Annotated in this window: 14 protein-coding genes and 1 tRNA gene; 3 read left to right on the forward strand and 12 right to left on the reverse strand. The window is 41.1% G+C overall.

Annotated features, from left to right (window positions below):
* Positions 1-237 precede the first annotated feature (237 nt).
* Positions 238-825, reverse strand: a complete 588-nt coding sequence (locus tag MKX62_RS05445) for a nitroreductase family protein (RefSeq protein ID WP_067213314.1) — start codon at positions 823-825, stop codon at positions 238-240.
* Between the two features lie 167 nt (positions 826-992).
* Between MKX62_RS05445 and MKX62_RS05450 the strand changes: the two genes are divergently transcribed.
* Positions 993-1,838: a DegV family protein gene (locus MKX62_RS05450; RefSeq protein WP_187046033.1), complete on the forward strand. Its 846-nt coding sequence runs from the start codon at positions 993-995 to the stop codon at positions 1,836-1,838.
* Between the two features lie 94 nt (positions 1,839-1,932).
* On the opposite strand, the gene MKX62_RS05455 is transcribed toward MKX62_RS05450, so the two are convergent.
* From MKX62_RS05455 to MKX62_RS05490, 8 genes are all read right to left on the reverse strand, one after another.
* Entirely contained in the window at positions 1,933-2,418 is a 486-nt protein-coding gene (locus MKX62_RS05455) for an amidase domain-containing protein (RefSeq protein WP_187046034.1), read from the reverse strand.
* Between the two features lie 91 nt (positions 2,419-2,509).
* A complete protein-coding gene (locus MKX62_RS05460; protein WP_340740999.1) occupies positions 2,510-3,820 on the reverse strand; it encodes a DUF4179 domain-containing protein in 1,311 nt (436 codons plus the stop codon).
* Positions 3,813-4,331: a sigma-70 family RNA polymerase sigma factor gene (locus MKX62_RS05465; RefSeq protein WP_067213322.1), complete on the reverse strand. Its 519-nt coding sequence runs from the start codon at positions 4,329-4,331 to the stop codon at positions 3,813-3,815. Before MKX62_RS05465 ends, MKX62_RS05460 begins: the two co-directional genes overlap by 8 nt.
* A gap of 149 nt (positions 4,332-4,480) precedes the next feature.
* Positions 4,481-5,209: an amino acid ABC transporter ATP-binding protein gene (locus MKX62_RS05470; protein ID WP_067213323.1), complete on the reverse strand. Its 729-nt coding sequence runs from the start codon at positions 5,207-5,209 to the stop codon at positions 4,481-4,483.
* 30 nt (positions 5,210-5,239) lie between these two features.
* A complete protein-coding gene (locus tag MKX62_RS05475; protein WP_187046037.1) occupies positions 5,240-5,905 on the reverse strand; it encodes an amino acid ABC transporter permease in 666 nt (221 codons plus the stop codon).
* 31 nt (positions 5,906-5,936) lie between these two features.
* Positions 5,937-6,755 carry a transporter substrate-binding domain-containing protein gene (locus MKX62_RS05480; RefSeq protein WP_082786746.1) on the reverse strand — a complete coding sequence of 273 codons (819 nt, stop codon included), beginning with the start codon at positions 6,753-6,755 and terminating at the stop codon, positions 5,937-5,939.
* A 415-nt stretch (positions 6,756-7,170) separates the two neighbouring features.
* On the reverse strand, positions 7,171-9,186 hold the full coding sequence (locus MKX62_RS05485; RefSeq protein ID WP_187046038.1) for a Na+/H+ antiporter: 2,016 nt from the start codon (positions 9,184-9,186) through the stop codon (positions 7,171-7,173).
* Positions 9,187-9,569: 383 nt separating this feature from the next.
* Positions 9,570-9,642: transfer RNA gene (locus MKX62_RS05490), tRNA-Ala, on the reverse strand.
* A gap of 68 nt (positions 9,643-9,710) precedes the next feature.
* On the opposite strand from MKX62_RS05490, the gene MKX62_RS05495 reads away from it, so the two are divergent.
* Positions 9,711-10,730 (forward strand): DUF2804 domain-containing protein, encoded by a 1,020-nt coding sequence (locus tag MKX62_RS05495; protein WP_067213330.1) that lies wholly within the window; start codon positions 9,711-9,713, stop codon positions 10,728-10,730.
* A gap of 288 nt (positions 10,731-11,018) precedes the next feature.
* Positions 11,019-11,489: a YusW family protein gene (locus MKX62_RS05500; RefSeq protein ID WP_067213334.1), complete on the forward strand. Its 471-nt coding sequence runs from the start codon at positions 11,019-11,021 to the stop codon at positions 11,487-11,489.
* 290 nt (positions 11,490-11,779) lie between these two features.
* On the opposite strand, the gene MKX62_RS05505 is transcribed toward MKX62_RS05500, so the two are convergent.
* The 3 genes from MKX62_RS05505 to MKX62_RS05515 all read right to left on the reverse strand — a co-directional run bounded on the left by MKX62_RS05505 (position 11,780) and on the right by MKX62_RS05515 (position 16,631).
* Positions 11,780-13,609 (reverse strand): ABC transporter ATP-binding protein, encoded by a 1,830-nt coding sequence (locus tag MKX62_RS05505; RefSeq protein WP_338654892.1) that lies wholly within the window; start codon positions 13,607-13,609, stop codon positions 11,780-11,782.
* Positions 13,590-15,332 (reverse strand): ABC transporter ATP-binding protein, encoded by a 1,743-nt coding sequence (locus MKX62_RS05510; protein WP_340741000.1) that lies wholly within the window; start codon positions 15,330-15,332, stop codon positions 13,590-13,592. The genes MKX62_RS05505 and MKX62_RS05510 overlap by 20 nt, the downstream gene beginning before the upstream one ends.
* Positions 15,333-15,731: 399 nt before the next feature.
* The gene (locus MKX62_RS05515; RefSeq protein WP_187046057.1) at positions 15,732-16,631 is read right to left on the reverse strand and encodes a DMT family transporter; all 900 of its coding nucleotides are present in this window, start codon (positions 16,629-16,631) and stop codon (positions 15,732-15,734) included.
* Positions 16,632-16,754 lie beyond the last annotated feature (123 nt).

A 16,754-nucleotide genomic window follows, 5' to 3' on the forward strand; every position in this document is an offset into this window, starting at 1 on the left:
ACTTTCAATTAAGTTAACAACGCCTAAATGCAACTTAACAACGCTTCTGTCTAACTTAACAACGCACGGGTCGCTAAACAACGCTTTTGAAGAACTAGACAACACTTTAAATAAAGTTAACAACGTCTAAACGCAACTTCACAACGCACGGGTCGCTCAACACCACCGATATAGAACTGCAAAAAAGCCCGAATCGCATTATCAAATGCAATCCGAGCAAAAATCACTTCAATATCATTATGCTTCTTCGATTTCCTCACCATAATACGTGACAAATTCTTCAAGCGGTTTACGTGGTCGAGCCTTTGGTCTTTCGTCATAATAACCAAATTGAAGCATACTGATAATACGTTCACCTGGTTTAACGCCAAGTTCTTCTCTGAATTTCGGGTTATCCAGGAAGCCTGGTGTTTTCCAGCATGTCCCGATTCCTTTATCCCATGCGAGAAGCATGGTGTTCTGAACGAACATGCTCGCCGCTGCATAATCTTCTAGACGTTCTTTCTGACGCGGGTCCTCAGGGACAATAACAAATGCAACTGCACCCGGTCCTGTGAATTTCTTCATTTGTTTCTCAAGCTCTTCTTCCGAAAGTTCTTTCCATTTCGGTACACCATATTCACGTAAAATATCGAGGAATTTCACATATCCCTTATCAGCAGCTACAACAAAGCGCCACGGATTTCGATTGCCATGATTTGGTGCCCATGCCGCATCTTCAAGTATTTCGGCAATATTTTCCGGATCAACCGGCTGACCGTTAAAGTTCTTTATTGAACGACGCGTAATAATCGCATCTCTGACAGATAAAGCTTGCTCATTCATAACTCATTTCCCCTTTACACATACTTCTTCTATTATACCTTAACCATTGATTTTTAGCGAAGCTGCCTAAATTTCGACATATTTAGTGTTTTCTAAATATGTTCTTATTACTTTTCATGGTATAGTAATAGTAGCGTATATTATAGTGATAAAGGATGATTTTAATCATGATAAAAAAGCCAATTGCGTGGATTGTAGACAGCACAGCATACATTTCAGAGGAACTTCGTCAACACCCAGACTTCTTTTCAGTACCTTTAAATATACATTTCGGTGAAAAACAATTTGTTGATGGTGTAGACTTGAATCCTCAGCAACTTTACGAGAAAATCAAAAACGCTAAAGAATTTCCAAAATCCTCACAACCTTCTGCGGGCGCATTTGCTGAACGTTACAAGGTTATTGCGGAACAGTACGAGCAAGCAATTGCTGTTCATGTGTCCGGTAAAATGAGTGGGACACTTGCTTCCTCTATAGCAGGCTCAGAAATTTCGGGATTCCCTGTTACATTCATCGATTCACTTTCCTTATCCTATGGGGTCACAGGATTAATCGAACGGGGCATAGAAATGCAAGACGAAGGTGCAACTGTTCCAGAAATTGAAGCGCAGCTTAAGAAAATGGCTGGCACAATGCATAACTATATCCTAATGGGACAGCTTGAACAATTGTACAAAGGCGGCAGAATGAGCGCTGCACAATTTTTCATTGGGAGCTTGTTGAAAGTAAAACCAATTGTCCACATTACGCCCGAAGGTGAATTACAACCAGTAGACAAAGTGCGTTCCGAGAAAAAAGCACTTCAATACTTGGTCGACAAAGTAGTCGCTGGCCACCATCCAGGCCGAACGAAAATTCATTTAATGCAAGGCAATGTCTTAGAACAGGCAGAGCATTTGAAAACTCTCATCACGGAACAAATACCTGATCTCGAAGTGAATATTGGAGATATTAGCTCCGTCCTTGCGGTTCATGCCGGCGAGGGAACGCTCGCTGTTCTATGGTTTGACTGAACAAACAAAAGCGCTAGAGTCTAGACAGTAAAAAAAGCAGTCCGTCTTAAGTTGACGGACTGCTTTTTTACGATTACATTCGCAACTATAGTCATCATGAAAACTGGTCATTAATTTTAAAAAAGATGTACTTTGCATTTGGCGAAAACATATATGAATCTTTGTATGCCCAGAAACGATGCTGTGCGTCGAACGTATGTGCATTAACGAGTGGTGCTGAGCCATCTTTTGCGGTGACGATGGTCGAATGATCGAATCTGCCATCACCTTCAAAATCGTAGACAATGACATCCCCTAGCCCTAATTCTTCAGCTGATGAAACTTGTGTTGCAGTTAATCCTTTTTTCGAACCCGCTAAATACCAACGCAACGAATGCGACGTCGACCAACTGAAACTCCACGTTCCTCCACGCAGCCACCAGCCTCTTTCGCGATTCGGGTAACCATGCATTGGTGCTCCCCCCGCAAGCAAACATTGTGAAATGAAATTAGTACAATCTACATCGAATGATGGAAATGCCGGATTGCGGCCATTCCACCACTGGTTTGCATAGCGAACAGCCGCTTCCCTGTTGTACATGATCAAACCCCTCCTTATTCCATCGTATGAATAGAACAAAGTAGGAATGCCTTTCTGACAAATTGTAGCGCCTTTATTTCATCTAAAAAGTTCATTTAAGCTCCACGGAAATATCTCCATTGATGTAGTTCGGATACGCTTGAAAGTATACTTTTAATAGACTTTCATTATAATTCTTTGTGAAATTGATCGATGAATATTGATATTCTTCATCTCTCCAACTACTTGAACTATTAGACTCAACCTTTTGCCCATCTCCATTTTCAGCTGTAAAAAACAAGAAGTAGCCAAATTCTTCTGCTAGCGGGAATCTTGCTTCTATCGTGTTCTGAGTCATTTTTGTCACTTCAATTTTCCCATCAGAAGGTTGCATGATGACCTCCTGTTTTTGAAGATCAACAAGAAGATAGGACTCGTCTTTCGGCAATGCCTGCATCTTATTAAATTTAAAATATAGCTTATTAGGTTGTTCAAAGTAATTGCTCTGCAAATAGAAAGTTTGCTCATTGTCACTAAAACCAAGTCCAGTCGTACCATTTTGAATGCTACTCCACACTTCCCCTTTTTCATCTTCAATCCTCATATCCATAAAGTTCAATATCTTCATGGAGTTCGGTTCATCAAAAAACACTTTCACTTCCACACGTAATGGATAGATTGTAATCTCTTGAATCGTCATTTTTTGACCTTCAACTTCGACCATTTTGTCGAGCGCAAAAACTTTTCCTTTCTTCACTTCTTTCGGCAGCGTAAAAGGAAGGGAAAAAGCCGTTTCCTTTTCATTATCCAATTGAAGTTCCAGTACAAAGTCCTGCGTATCAAAGGATTGTTTTGCTAAGAATAATACTTCTATTATGTCTTCTTTTCTATTTTCATGCCGTTGATTTGGATTATTGTATGATACTGTGCCAGGTGGAACTACCTTGCCATTATGATAAAGTTCGATTTTTTTATAATCGAGTACTTCGATGGAATAAGGCGCTTCAAGTGTATAAGAAATGACGATTCCACTTTCATCCAGTATGACGCCGTTGATGGTAAGCGTTAAACCATCCTTCATCTGACTGGCATGGACAGTCTGATAATAATCGTTATCCATAATCGCCTGTAACCCTTTGTCGTATTGAATGTATTCTACAAGTTTTCCCATTCCAGGAATCGAAGCGATCGCATTCGCAAAGGCCGGTGACACCCGGATGGACGTTATGAATGCGAGTAAAAATACTGCAGCGATAGCAACCGTCCAAAGTGATTTTCGACGTTTTTGGCGTTTCGCCCGCCACTCTGAATTGGCAATTAAGAATCCACTCTGAATCGCGTCATTCAACTGCTCATTTGGAATTGGAAATTCTTCTAATTTCGACCTAACTTCCCACAATTGCTTTTCTTCGTTTTCAAACATGGTCCACATCCCCTTTTTCAGAAAGAAAACTTCGTAATGTCCGCAATGTTTTATGAAGCCTAGACTTGACGGTCCCTTCAGGAATACTTTCAATTACGGCAATATCCTTAATCTTGATATCTTGAAAATACATGAGGTGAATTAATCGTTGCTCGACCTCTGATAATGTTGCAATTGCCTCCTCAATTTCAAGATATGTATAATCCATTTCACTTCCAAATTCATCTAATTTATCGCTTTGAACATTTTGTTTTTTCTTCCTCAACTGATCCTGACAATAGTTCATCATAATCCGTATTAGCCACGTTTTTACATACCTCGGTTCTTTCATAGTGTGAATTTTTTTATATGCGCGAACCGTCACTTCCTGTAGCGCTTCAACGGAGTCATGCTCATTTTTCAAGAAAGCAATAGCCGTTCGATAAAGCGGTTCTTTATATAGATGGATGATTTCCAAAAATGCTTGCTCATCGCGTTTAATCGCTCGTTTAGCAAGGTCAACTTCATTCACAATGCCACCCCATTTCCACCGTTCCTACTCATTAGACACACAAAAATGGAAAAAGTTCATTTATATTAAAAAAAGCGCCAAACTTATGCAAGTTAATTGCATGAGTTTGACGCCTTTTAACTATCCAATAAAGTTGAAGCACAAAAAAATTAGTGGTTCAGTACTTTGGATAAGAAATTCTTCGCGCGTTCGGAGTCTGGGTTCGTAAAGAATTTTGATGGTGGAGCCTTTTCTACAATTTTCCCCTCCGCCATAAAGACAATTTCGTCGCAAATTTCTTTGGCGAAGCCCATTTCATGTGTAACGACGACCATCGTCATGCCATCGTGTGCCAATTTACGAATCGCATCAAGCACTTCTGTCACCATTTCCGGATCGAGTGCGGATGTCGGTTCGTCGAATAGCATTACTTGTGGATCCATGGCGAGCGACCGTGCAATAGCTACACGTTGCTGTTGTCCACCAGAAAGCCGACCAGGATATGCATCGAATTTGTCGCCAAGGCCTAAAGAGATAAGCAATTCTTTCCCTTTCTTGTCCGCTGCCTCTTTATTCATCCCTTTTACCTTCAAGAGTGCTATTGTCACGTTTTGAAGCGCTGTCAAAAATGGATACAAGTTGAAATTCTGAAATACAAATCCGATATTAATGCGCGCTTTGTTAATATTCGTTTTTTTATCGTGAATAGAAACGCCATCCACAATGATTTCGCCATTATCAATAGGTTCTAGCGCATTCAATGTCCGAATGAGCGTTGATTTCCCGGCACCACTCGGTCCAATAAGTGCGATTACATTGGATTTCGGTACTTCAAGTGATATATCCGTTAGTACTTGATGAGCACCAAAGGATTTATTAACATTTTTAATGGTAATCATAAAAAACACTCCTTCATAACAAGCTTACACTCAGTTCTCGCGCGATAAAAGTCGTTTCTCAAAATATCGTATAATCATCGACATACTGAACGTCATAATTAAATAAACTATCGCGACAAATGTCCATACTTCTAGCGAGCGGAACGATGTTGCGACAAGATTTTTTGCATTCAACGTTAAATCCGTCGCTGCAATAACAGACACAAGAGAAGAGTCTTTAACTAAAATGATAAACTGTGATGCCAAAGGAGGTAACACTCGTCGAAACGCTTGTGGTAAAACGATATATCGCATTGCATTCGTGTGGGACATGCCTGATGAACGCGCAGCCTCCATTTGTCCTTTTGGTACTGCTTGAATTCCCGAACGAACAATTTCTGCGATAAACGCCCCCGAAAAAATAGCAAGGCCTAAAATGGCAGACCAATAAGATCCAAGTCTAACGAATTGACCAAGTACAAAAAATATCCAAAATAGAAGAACAAGTAATGGTACACCGCGCATCACTTCCACATAGATAGAGGAAATAAGTCGAAAGAATTTGTTTCTTGAAATACGTCCTAGTCCAAAAATGATTCCTATGGGTATAGCAATCAGAAGCGCTATCGCTGAAATTTCCAACGTTTTCAACGCTCCATCAATAAATATATCCATATTGTTTGTTATAATACTCCAGTCATAATTATAGCCGCCCATTTAATTTCCCCCTCTGAAATTGAAGAAGTGGTTATTCTTCTACGACTTCATTCAACCAATCGCTTGTTTCAAACCACTTATTTCTTGAAGCCAATTCAGCTGGGCTATCAATATAGTTCGCTAAAAATGAGTTAAGCCACAAAATTGTTTCAATGTCATTTTTCTTTACTGCAATTCCTAAATTTTCTGAAGAAATTAGGCCTTCGACAGCTCTGACTTGATCGCCATTGCGAAGTTTCCATACAGCAATGGCAGGTTCGTCATAAAGAACAGCATCTGCTTGCCCTTGCGCCATTGCTGTTGCAGCAGATGGGAATTCTTCAAAATCCATTATTTCAGCATTTTTGAAAAGATCTTTCGCTAAGAGTGCCCCAGTTGTTCCAATACCAACTGCAATTTTTTTCCCTTTCACATCAAGTTCTTCCCAAGACTTCGTCGAAGTATCTTTGGCAGGAACCATAAGTGCTTGGCCAGTTTTATAATATGGGTTGGAAAAACTGACAACAAGTGCTCGGTCTCCTCGGATTGTCATACCTGCAAGAATCATGTCGATTTCTCCCGTTTGAAGTGCCGGAACAAGCCCGTCAAATGTGAATTGTTTATACTCCACATCTACTTTTAACCATTCACCAATAGCATTTGCAGTATCAACGTCATAGCCTACAAAATCACCATTTGGATCTTTCATGTCAAACGGGAAATACCCTGGCGACATCCCAATTACTAGCTTCTTGTTTTTCGCCACGTTTTGCAGAGTCGAGTTTTCTGTAGTGACGCCCCCAGCATCTTTACTACACCCTGCAACAAGTAGAACTGCAATCATTAATGTCGCTGTTAACCACTTTTTCATTGTTTTTCATCCCCCTTTAGTATTATGTAAATAACATTCACCCATTCTGATGAATTATGTAAAGTATAAAGTAACGCTATTAATCTGTCTACAAGAATAATTAAATTATTCTAACCATTTATACACAATAAATTAATGTATTTGTTAAAATATGCAAGACTACAAGCTTTATCTGTAAGGGACTAAGTTATATAGCACTACTCTATTAATTAATACTTATATTAATGTATATTTACTCCTTTAATTCAACAAAAAGCGTTCGGATAAACCGAACGCTTTCGTAATCCTATGAAGTGTAGTGATATATGAACCCCTGACCTTCATACTAATAGCGTGAAGTTCAGCTTATGAACGCTCTTCAATAATCCCCTGAAGTAATATCCGGATATTCTGAACGACCACTCTTCGGCTAACATTATTCGACATATTCGTATAAAACTACACTTTCCATATAGTTTACAAAACGTCGAAGCTCTTTTGCTTCTACCGTGCTGATTGCACCGTCCTTGAACATTTCTGAAATCTCTTTTCTCTGCACTTCAATAGCATTCAAACATAGAATCTCCTTTTGTTCGTCTAAAATGGATTGATCCATCTCTACTTTATGGGGCAATTCCTTTTTATTCAGAAGGCGTTTATAATAATAAATCATATTGTGTAGAACTTCTGGTTGTTCACTAATAGAAGCTCGTTCTTCCAAACCCGCTAGTACTTTCTCAAACGTAAATATTTGCACCGCATCTTCCATTTCCTGAACCTGCTCTAATTCTCGGTCACTTAAGCGCCCGCGTTTCCAATCTCTCAGTACTTGATAGAACCGCTGACGGATAAAGTGATTCGCACCGCTTGTTGCCGCCTTTTCACGAATCGAAACCGACTTTTCGATACTTTTTAACGTAACCATCTTCACTTGGTGCACACTCATATATTCCTCCGTATATTGACGCTCCAACATTAAAGAATGCAATCTTTCCATCTTCAGCTGCTCGTTATATTCTCGTAGCTCTTCTTCGTTTTTATTTTTCGACCGCAACATATGCAACATGAGTGTATAGTCGTTTAATAATTCATAGACAATCGAAGCATTCTCTTCTGTTTTTTCCGAATTGATTTTCTGAATAGCTCCCATGATCATACGCTGCTTTTCATTCGTTAAATCTGAACTGGTCGTATGCGTGCTCGCTTCCCCCTTACTTAGGATAGGTAGAAATATTGTTGCCATAATAAGTGTCAATAGAATAACGCCTGCCGCCAAAAAGATAATAAGTGAACGCTCTGGGAACAAATCGTTCGTTGATGTAAAAAATGGAATCGATAGCACACCGACCATTGTAATCGTTCCACGGACACCTACCAAACTCGTAATTAGACTTGTTTTCAGAGATGGTTTTTCTGTCACATTTTTCAAAATGTAATAATCGAAATGATTAATGGTGTGCGACCACAAAAATCGTATACCGAGTACGACGAAACCTAATGCAAGAACATACCCTAACAACAGCCAATTACTCATCTGTTCATTTTCCAGTAATGAACGCATTGCAGATGGGAGTGTTAAACCTAACAGTAAGAAAATTAAACCGTTTAATACAAATGCGATAATTGACCACAGGTTATCCGTCAACACTTGCTCCTGCGCTCTAAAGTTTTCTGTACGCTCTCTTACAAGCGCATGGATAATCCCCGCTGCTACAACCGCTATAACACCTGATGCATGGAACATTTCCTCTGCTATAAAGAAAATAATAAATGGCGTTAAAACTTGTAATAGCGAATGGAATACTACGTCGACAAATCCCCCTCTACGTAGAACGTAGCGAAGCAAATTAATCGAAAGTCCAAGCCCGATACCAAGCAATGCCCCAACGATAAACATATATAAGAAGTCTCCTGTAGCCTTTTGAACTGAAAAATAACCGGTTACCACCGCTAAAACAGCATAATTAAATGCAACAAGTCCTGAAGCATCATTGATTAAAGATTCCCCACGCACTAAATTCATAATATGAGTTGGAATTTGAATACGTTTCGCAATGCCATTTACAGCAACTGGATCCGTCGGTGATAGAATTGCTGCGAGCGCAAATGCAGCTGCTAAAGGAATTGCTGGAATCATCCAATGGACAAATATTCCACCAAGTATCGTAGTTAGAAGTACTAAAATAATAGCATTCCCAAAAATTGACGCACGCATTTTCCATAATTCCTCTCGCGGAAAATGAGCGCCTTCATTGTATAAAAGTGGTGCTATAAACAGTAGAAGAAACCATTCTGTCTCCACTTCAATTGTAAAATCTTTAACAGCTAAAGCAAAAATAAGCCCCACAATAATTTGGATTAATGCAGTTGGTAATAGTGTCACGTAATTCCCAATAACGTTTGTAACAAGCAATAAGACTAGCAACATTAAGATAATCGTTAATAATTCCATCCGTTTTTCTCCTCTTCACTTTTTCTGTTCCAATAATCAAGAACAAAGTGATTATTTCGTCCAAAACGCGCCGAAAATGTACAAGTGTAGGCTGTATGCTTTTCTTACAGGTAGCTCATGTAAGAAAGTGGATAATCAACAGACGTGGTTCAATATATAAAGTTAGCAAATATGATATAATCGTGCGTTTATTTTTATTTTATCATGAATTTTAAAAATACTGTTAGCTCCTAACCTCGTTCTCACAGAACAAGATTTGGAGCTAACAGTATTTATCGTTGGATTAATTATGTATGGATTCCCATTTTACTACTCGCAGCACGAAAGACTATTTTCGAACAAAAAAAGGGCCCAGTTATACTGGACACCCTTCTAAACCTATATGGAGCATAGGGGGCTCGAACCCCTGACCTTCACACTGCCAGCGTGACACTCTCCCAGCTGAGCTAATGCCCCGTATCTTTGATACAATAAGAAGTATAGCAAGATGATTTGAAAAAGACAATAGGCAGGGGGAAGTCTATATGCAGCATGCAGAAAGAGAAATTACCGAACCCGTTGCGTTATGTGACAACAAAGGGTTATTGAATCCAGAAGCAATCGGCTTCGCACGTCAGCCTTTCATCCAGAGCAATCTCAAGAACCACTTCATGCGGAAGAAGAAGTGGAATTATTGGTGTGTGTACGGGGAAGATTTGTTATTTTCCGCAACGATTAGCCATCTTGATTATGCAGCTGTCTGCTTTGTCTATATTTTAAATTATGAAACGCAGCGATTTTATGAAAAGCAAATAACGATTCCAATTGGGCGCAATGTGAAGATGCCTGAAAACGTGTTGGATGGCGTTAAATTCGTGAATGATAATCTAACTGTCCAGATCATACATATTCAAGGCGAAACCCATCTGTCCGTGACAATCCCAGACTTTGATAATGAAGTACTACATGCAGATTTCCATATTGGTCATCCAATTAACGATGAATCATTGAATGTTGTTATACCTAGGAGCAGGGACGTTTTCCAGTTCACAGCTAAGCATCATTCATTACCAACATCCGGGTTCGTTAAAATCGGGGACAAACGGTACGATTTCAATCCAGATTATAGTTTTGCTGTTCTCGATTACGGCAGAGGAATCTGGCCGCGAAAAGCAGAATGGAACTGGGCGATGGCATCTCAGCGTCTTGGTGGTCGTCGCATTGGACTTAATTTCGGTGGTAAATGGACGGATGGGACAGGCATGACTGAAAACGCGGTGTTTGTTGATGGTTTGATGACTAAAATTCATGAGGATGTTCTATTTACATATGATAATAAAAACTTCATGATGCCTTGGAAAATTCGAACGAAGTTTTCAGATACAGTCAACATAACATTTACACCTTTTTTTGAACGTGTTTCCATGACGAATGTCCGGTTAGTACGCACGGAGGTCCATCAAGTTGTCGGTTACTTCAACGGAACAGTACGCTTACATGACGGCTCCACCCTACAAATCCGCAACATGCTTGGCACTTCGGAAGAACATATCGCGAAATGGTAACTAACACAATTATATTCGCACATTATACATTACTTTTACTAGCCGGCTTAAATGCCGGTTTTTTTATACGATAAAAAAGTAAAATTGTATTTCACCTGGAGCAGTGGGTAGGGATTGAACTACATCCCCACTCTCTGCAACAGGGAAACACTAATTTAAACTACCTTCCTTTAGTTTAACGCCCTCCTGCGCTTACGCTTTTCTTATTTGTACAAGTATTTTGTTTAGAAAGTGGATTTTAAGGCAAAATAATAGATAAGACAATGAATCCGAAAGGCAGTGAGTATTTTGAGAAAATTGAATGCTGTAGGTACAATCGTAATTACAGGTGCATTGCTGATGGGCGGATGCGGCAACTTCGGGAAAAATGCAGATAAGCCAAACCGTGAAGAAGCAATTATTATTAATGAAGATGAGAAAGCTGGCGGATCCATCGAAACCGGTAATGGATTCGGTTTTTCGTCATTCGATCTTGAAATCGATGTCGATGGTAAAGATGCAATTGATGCTGATTACGATGTGACCGAAAAAGCAGATGCAGATTATGAAAATAAACTGAAGAATATCAAACTAAAAGATAATAAAGCGATGGATGAGCTTAGTAAAATGTTTATAGAAATTCGTATCACAAAAGATACACCCCAACAAGAAGTGATTGATAAGATTCTCCAATGGTATGGTTTGGATACTTACTCAAAGTTTGACCTTGATGTTGATTTTGACGATGGTACGTTGCTCGATATTGAAGACGTAAAATAATAAAAGGCTACAAGGATATAATGTCCTTGTAGCCTTATTTTGTGCCGCTTCCGCTTTTCTAGACTGTCCAGACTACAGCGCCTAGCTCGCTGTGGAAAAGATGAAAGACCCATAAGCCAAAGGGCGGCTTCCGGGTCTTTCCCTTTTTCCTTCACGAGCTACACAGGCGCTTGCGCTTTTCTATACTGTCCAGACTACAGCGGCCAAACGCTCGGGTCATAAGTCGTTCCAGATATGCGGCAAAGTACGCCGCTCCGCCGGCACGCCTTATGCAGGCCGCTTGCGCTTTTCTATACTTTCGATTCTAGCAACATGTTGTAAAATACACCTTGTTGTTCAATCAATTCTTCTTGGCTTCCGGATTCTATCAGTTTCCCTTGCTCCATGACATAAACGGTATCGGCTTTCCGTACGGTATTCAGTCTATGCGCAATAACAAAACTAGTTCTGCCTTCCATAAGGCGATCGAGTGCTTCTTGGATTTCTAGCTCTGTAACTGTATCGATACTACTTGTGGCTTCATCAAGAAGGAGTAGTACTGGATCTGCAACGAGTGCTCTTGCAATTGACAGCAACTGCTTCTGCCCTTGTGAGATCTCGCCGCCATCTGCCGTCAATATAGTCTCATAGCCATCTTCCAGCCGACTAATGAAACTATGCGCATTGGCCTGTTTTGCCGCCTGAATGACTTCTTCATCTGTCGCATCAAGTTTTCCATAACGAATATTTTCAAGGACTGTTGCTTCGAACAGAAATGGATCTTGCAAGACAAATGCCGTTTGGCTACGAAGCGTTTGCCGCGGCAACTTGCTAATCGGGATACCGTCGATATAGATTACTCCTTTATCAACTTCATAGAACCTAGCAAGCAACTGCATAATTGTGGTCTTCCCTGCGCCCGTGGCCCCGACAAATGCCGCTGTTTCCCCCACCTTCACACGAAATGATAAATTGTCAATTGTATAGCCATCGGTTTCGACTGCATAACCAAAGGAAACATCTCGGAACTCAACGTTCCCCTTGAGGATCATATCCGTATATTCCGTCGCTTCATCCTTCTCGACTGGTTCATCCATAATCTTAAAGACTCGCTCTGCTCCAGCTATTGCCGATAGCACTGTGTTAAATTGGTTTGCAAGATCATTAAGTGGACGTGTGAACTGCCGTGCAAATTCAGAGAAAATGACGATTGTCCCCACCGTTATAACACCGTCCCCTCTTAACGCAAGCAATCCACCCACCCCTGCAATAACCGCAAAACTCGCGTTGTTCAACAGATTCATTACTTTGGGGATAAAACCTGAGTAGGTCAACGCCCAAAAACCCGTTCGTCGAAGTCGCTCACTCTTCTGCGCAAACTCTTCCATTACACGTTCTTCCTGCGAGAATGCTTTGACAATGCGCTGGCCAGAAATCGTTTCTTCAATCATGCCGTTTAACTCGCCCACTGCTTGCTGCTGTTCTTTAAATAAAGGTCCCGTACGGCGCGTAATCCACCGAATCGCTACGAACATCACTGGAACAATGATCATCGTGAGTAGTGTCAATAACGGGCTTAAGTAAAGCATGACCCCAAGCGTCCCGGTTAGTGTCAAGATGCTCGAAAATACTTGGATGAAAGACGAGTTCAGTGTTTGGCTAACGTTTTCAATATCATTGGTAATTCGGCTCATCAGTTCACCGTGCTGCCGTTTATCAAAAAATGTGACTGGCAGCTTTTGAAGATGAGCAAACAAACTCGTCCGTAAACGAAAAACGGTTTGTTGTGCGACGCCAACCATCCAATAGTTTTGAAAATACATCGCTAGTGATAAGCCTACATAGATAGTGATAAGCCACCCGATACTGCCGCCTAAACCCGCGAACTTCATCGGAATAATATAATGGTCAATAATTTTACCAATCATCAATGGCCCAAGCAGCGCCAGGACTGAACTGACAAAAACAAGCGTGAGCACAGCAATGAGTAGCCCCCGCTGTTCATCGACAAGTTGCCAAATCCGGAAAAGAACTGATTTCCAGTTACTCGCACGTTCTTTTTTCTTCTTCCCAGTACCATTAATATCTTCCTTCGATAGAATCGGCTCGTAGCCGAACGGTTTACGAATTGCGCGTAACATCGGCTGCCACCTCCTCATCGGATTGGGATTCCGCAATTTTCTGATACAGTGCGGACTGCTCCATCAAGTCGTCATGTGTTCCATAGCCGACGACTTGTCCTTCATCTAAAAGGAGGATTTTATCAGCCCCTTGTGCGGTTCGGATTTTCTGTGTGACAACGAGCATCGTCGCTTCTTCCCCTTCAAGCGCATCCCATAGCGCCGTTTCCGTTTTCACGTCAAGTGCACTTGTGCTGTCATCGAGAATCAAGATAGATGGTTTCCGAACGAGCGCCCTTGCAATGGATAATCGTTGTTTCTGACCACCCGATAAGTTGACGCCTTTCTGTCCGACCCTTGTGCCATACTTTAACGGGAACAGATCAATCGATTCATGGATTTGTGCTTTTTTAGCCGCCTCTTCCAGTTCGTCGACATCCGCCTCCATATCGCCCCACGATAAGTTATCCAAAATCGACCCTGTAAATAAAATCGATTGCTGCGGTACGAGTCCAATCGTATCCCTCAAATCTTTCAACGGCCAATCCTCTACTTCTGTTCCACTAACATAGATCTTCCCTTGTGTTTTTTCAAAAATACGTGGAATAAGATTGAGTAATGTAGATTTTCCAGACCCTGTTGCCCCCATAATGGCGAGCTTTTCTCCCGGTGAAACATGGAATGACACGTTATCTAAAATCGGTTCCAGCTTACCTGGATATATGAACGACACGTTGTCGAATTTCAAATCACCTTCATTGCGTAACAGTCCTGTACTTTCCGAACTATGGATTTCCAAGTCTTCATTCGCAAGCAGAACTTCTTCCATCCGTTCAGAAGATGCTTTTGCACGCGAGAATGCCACAATGATGAATGAGAACATCGAGAACGCACCTGTCATGCGCATTGCATAGTTAACAATCGCTACTAGTTCCCCCACCTGCGCGCCGCCATCACGCACTTCAATAGCTCCGAACCATAGTACAGCCATCAAACTGGCGTTCATAACAAACAACAGGATTGGCAAGATTAGTTCCATCATCCGCATCGCTTTTACCGTATCTTTTCTTAACAGATCAGATACTTTTGAGAAGCGACTCGCTTCATAAGCCCCACGTAAAAACGCTTTAATAAGTCGTACAGCCTGTAAATTTTCTTGGATAACACGGTTTACTCGGTCAAGCCTGTGCTGGACATGCGAAAAATAACTGACCCCTTTTTTCGCCATGAAATAAAGAAAGATCAGCAGAAACGGAGCCCCAACTACAAGAAATAATGCTAGTTTCACATTGACGAAAAAAGCCATAATTAAACTTCCAATTACGAGTAATGGTGCACGCATCATAATCCGAAGTCCCATAAATAGGACGTTTTGAGCCATCGTGACGTCACTCGTCAACCGTGTGATGAGTCCCGATGTCGGGAACCGAAGAAATGTCGCCATGGTAAACGCTTGTACTTGACGAAACAATGCCTGTCGTAGATCAAATCCAAAACTTTGCGCCGCATGTGCAGCAAAGAATGAATTAATGACCCCCGAAAAAAAAGCCACAAACGCCAGCGCCATCATCACGCTTCCCCACGTCCAAATAACAGCCTCATTTCCAGCCATAATGCCATCGTCGATAATTTTAGCGATGAGCAACGGCTGAATTAGCTCTACAGATAATTCCAGTAACATAAGAAATAACGCAATAACGATTGGCCATTTATATGGCCAGGCATATGAAAAAACTGTTTTCATCTTTTTGACCCCCAAAAACTCTTTCGTTTCACGAATTACTTCTCGATAGAACTTATTATGACACAGCGACCCAATTGTGTATAGCCAATTCGACTGAATTGTAGGTTATCTTAAAATTGATCTCCTCATAAGTATGATTAACAGTTTTTCAAAGGTCCTTGCTTCAATCTAAGCAGGGAATTCTCCTTAATAACTGTAATTGCAACCTGGACACCCTAACTGCAACTCCAATTTTCTAATTGCAACTTGGATGCTCTAATTGCAACCTTCGAAATCTAATTGCAACTTCGGCTTTCTAATTGCAAACTCGGACAACGAAGAGTCCGCGGTCTTTGCATATATCTAAGAAACCAATAACAATAGACCGGCCCCCCAACGGGAACCGGTCCTTCTACTATTCTATGTTTTTGCCCTACTACCCGCAACCGACAGCCAAGTCACCCCGATAAGCATAATGATCGCCCCTGTCAATTGCCACATGCCAAGTACCTGACCGAACCAGATAACGGAAATAACCATTGCTGTCAGTGGTTCAAAGCTCGACAATATGCTCACTTCCACTGGTGATATGTATTTCATGCTACTCATGAATAAAATAAAGGCAACGGTTCCTACGATAATGACGAGGAGGAGCATGCCCGCTATAGTCCAATCTGCTAAATAGTCCAAGTGAGTCACAACTGTCAATGGATTCAAAACGAAAAGCGTTATTCCCCCTATAATCATCCCCCAGCCAATGGATAGCAAAACCCCCCATTCCTGCATCAGCCGGACGGGATATAACGTGTAAAACGAGAAGGCAAAACCAAGCGCAAGTCCCCAAAAAACAGCAACTTTACTCATTGCAAAACCAGCAAACGATCCGTCAGTCAATAGGAGGAGTAATCCTACTAATGTCACGAACATTCCAAGCACCTGCACGATCGGTGGCCAGGTCTTTTGTGACGCTGTTACAAATATGATAATAAAAATCGGTGCCAAGAACTGAAATAATGTCGCAATTACTGCATTACTCGTATTAATGGACGCGGCAAATGTGTATTGGACCCCGAGCATGCCAAATACTCCGAAAAGAAGAAGTTGGCGTGCCCATACTTTTTGTCGCCATGGAAGAGTGATGCGCTTCCCCTGCATCTTCAGCATAGCTAGTAAAAATGAGCCTGCGAGTAGGAGGCGAACTGTCAGCATGAAGGAAACTGACATCTCACTGTGTAGCAACATCCATTCCATCATAGGACCCGTTGCCCCCCAAAGTACCGCACCTGAAACAATTAGGGCAATGCCTTTTAATCTATCCATGTCTTTCCACCTCCTAATTTGACTATTAAACTGCTAATATGGCTAATTAATTAATGATTTATCACTTTCATGATGTACAGACACGAGAACTTCCCTATAATAGTAGTATCATCCATATCCGGA

It is taken from the genome of Sporosarcina sp. FSL K6-5500 (genome assembly GCF_038005665.1).
In the GTDB taxonomy this organism is placed as follows: domain Bacteria; phylum Bacillota; class Bacilli; order Bacillales_A; family Planococcaceae; genus Sporosarcina; species Sporosarcina psychrophila.

Bases quoted from the DNA above. Each gene is read 5' to 3' on its own strand.
- MKX62_RS05450 (WP_187046033.1), top strand. From the start codon at position 993: ATGATAAAAAAGCCAATTGCGTGGATTGTAGACAGCACAGCATACATT.
- MKX62_RS05495 (WP_067213330.1), top strand. From the start codon at position 9,711: ATGCAGCATGCAGAAAGAGAAATTACCGAACCCGTTGCGTTATGTGAC.
- MKX62_RS05470 (WP_067213323.1), bottom strand. From the start codon at position 5,209: ATGATTACCATTAAAAATGTTAATAAATCCTTTGGTGCTCATCAAGTA.
- MKX62_RS05515 (WP_187046057.1), bottom strand. From the start codon at position 16,631: ATGGATAGATTAAAAGGCATTGCCCTAATTGTTTCAGGTGCGGTACTT.
- MKX62_RS05480 (WP_082786746.1), bottom strand. From the start codon at position 6,755: ATGAAAAAGTGGTTAACAGCGACATTAATGATTGCAGTTCTACTTGTT.
- MKX62_RS05485 (WP_187046038.1), bottom strand. From the start codon at position 9,186: ATGGAATTATTAACGATTATCTTAATGTTGCTAGTCTTATTGCTTGTT.
- MKX62_RS05445 (WP_067213314.1), bottom strand. From the start codon at position 825: ATGAATGAGCAAGCTTTATCTGTCAGAGATGCGATTATTACGCGTCGT.
- MKX62_RS05460 (WP_340740999.1), bottom strand. From the start codon at position 3,820: ATGTTTGAAAACGAAGAAAAGCAATTGTGGGAAGTTAGGTCGAAATTA.
- MKX62_RS05475 (WP_187046037.1), bottom strand. From the start codon at position 5,905: ATGGGCGGCTATAATTATGACTGGAGTATTATAACAAACAATATGGAT.
- MKX62_RS05505 (WP_338654892.1), bottom strand. From the start codon at position 13,609: ATGTTACGCGCAATTCGTAAACCGTTCGGCTACGAGCCGATTCTATCG.
- MKX62_RS05455 (WP_187046034.1), bottom strand. From the start codon at position 2,418: ATGTACAACAGGGAAGCGGCTGTTCGCTATGCAAACCAGTGGTGGAAT.
- MKX62_RS05510 (WP_340741000.1), bottom strand. From the start codon at position 15,332: ATGAAAACAGTTTTTTCATATGCCTGGCCATATAAATGGCCAATCGTT.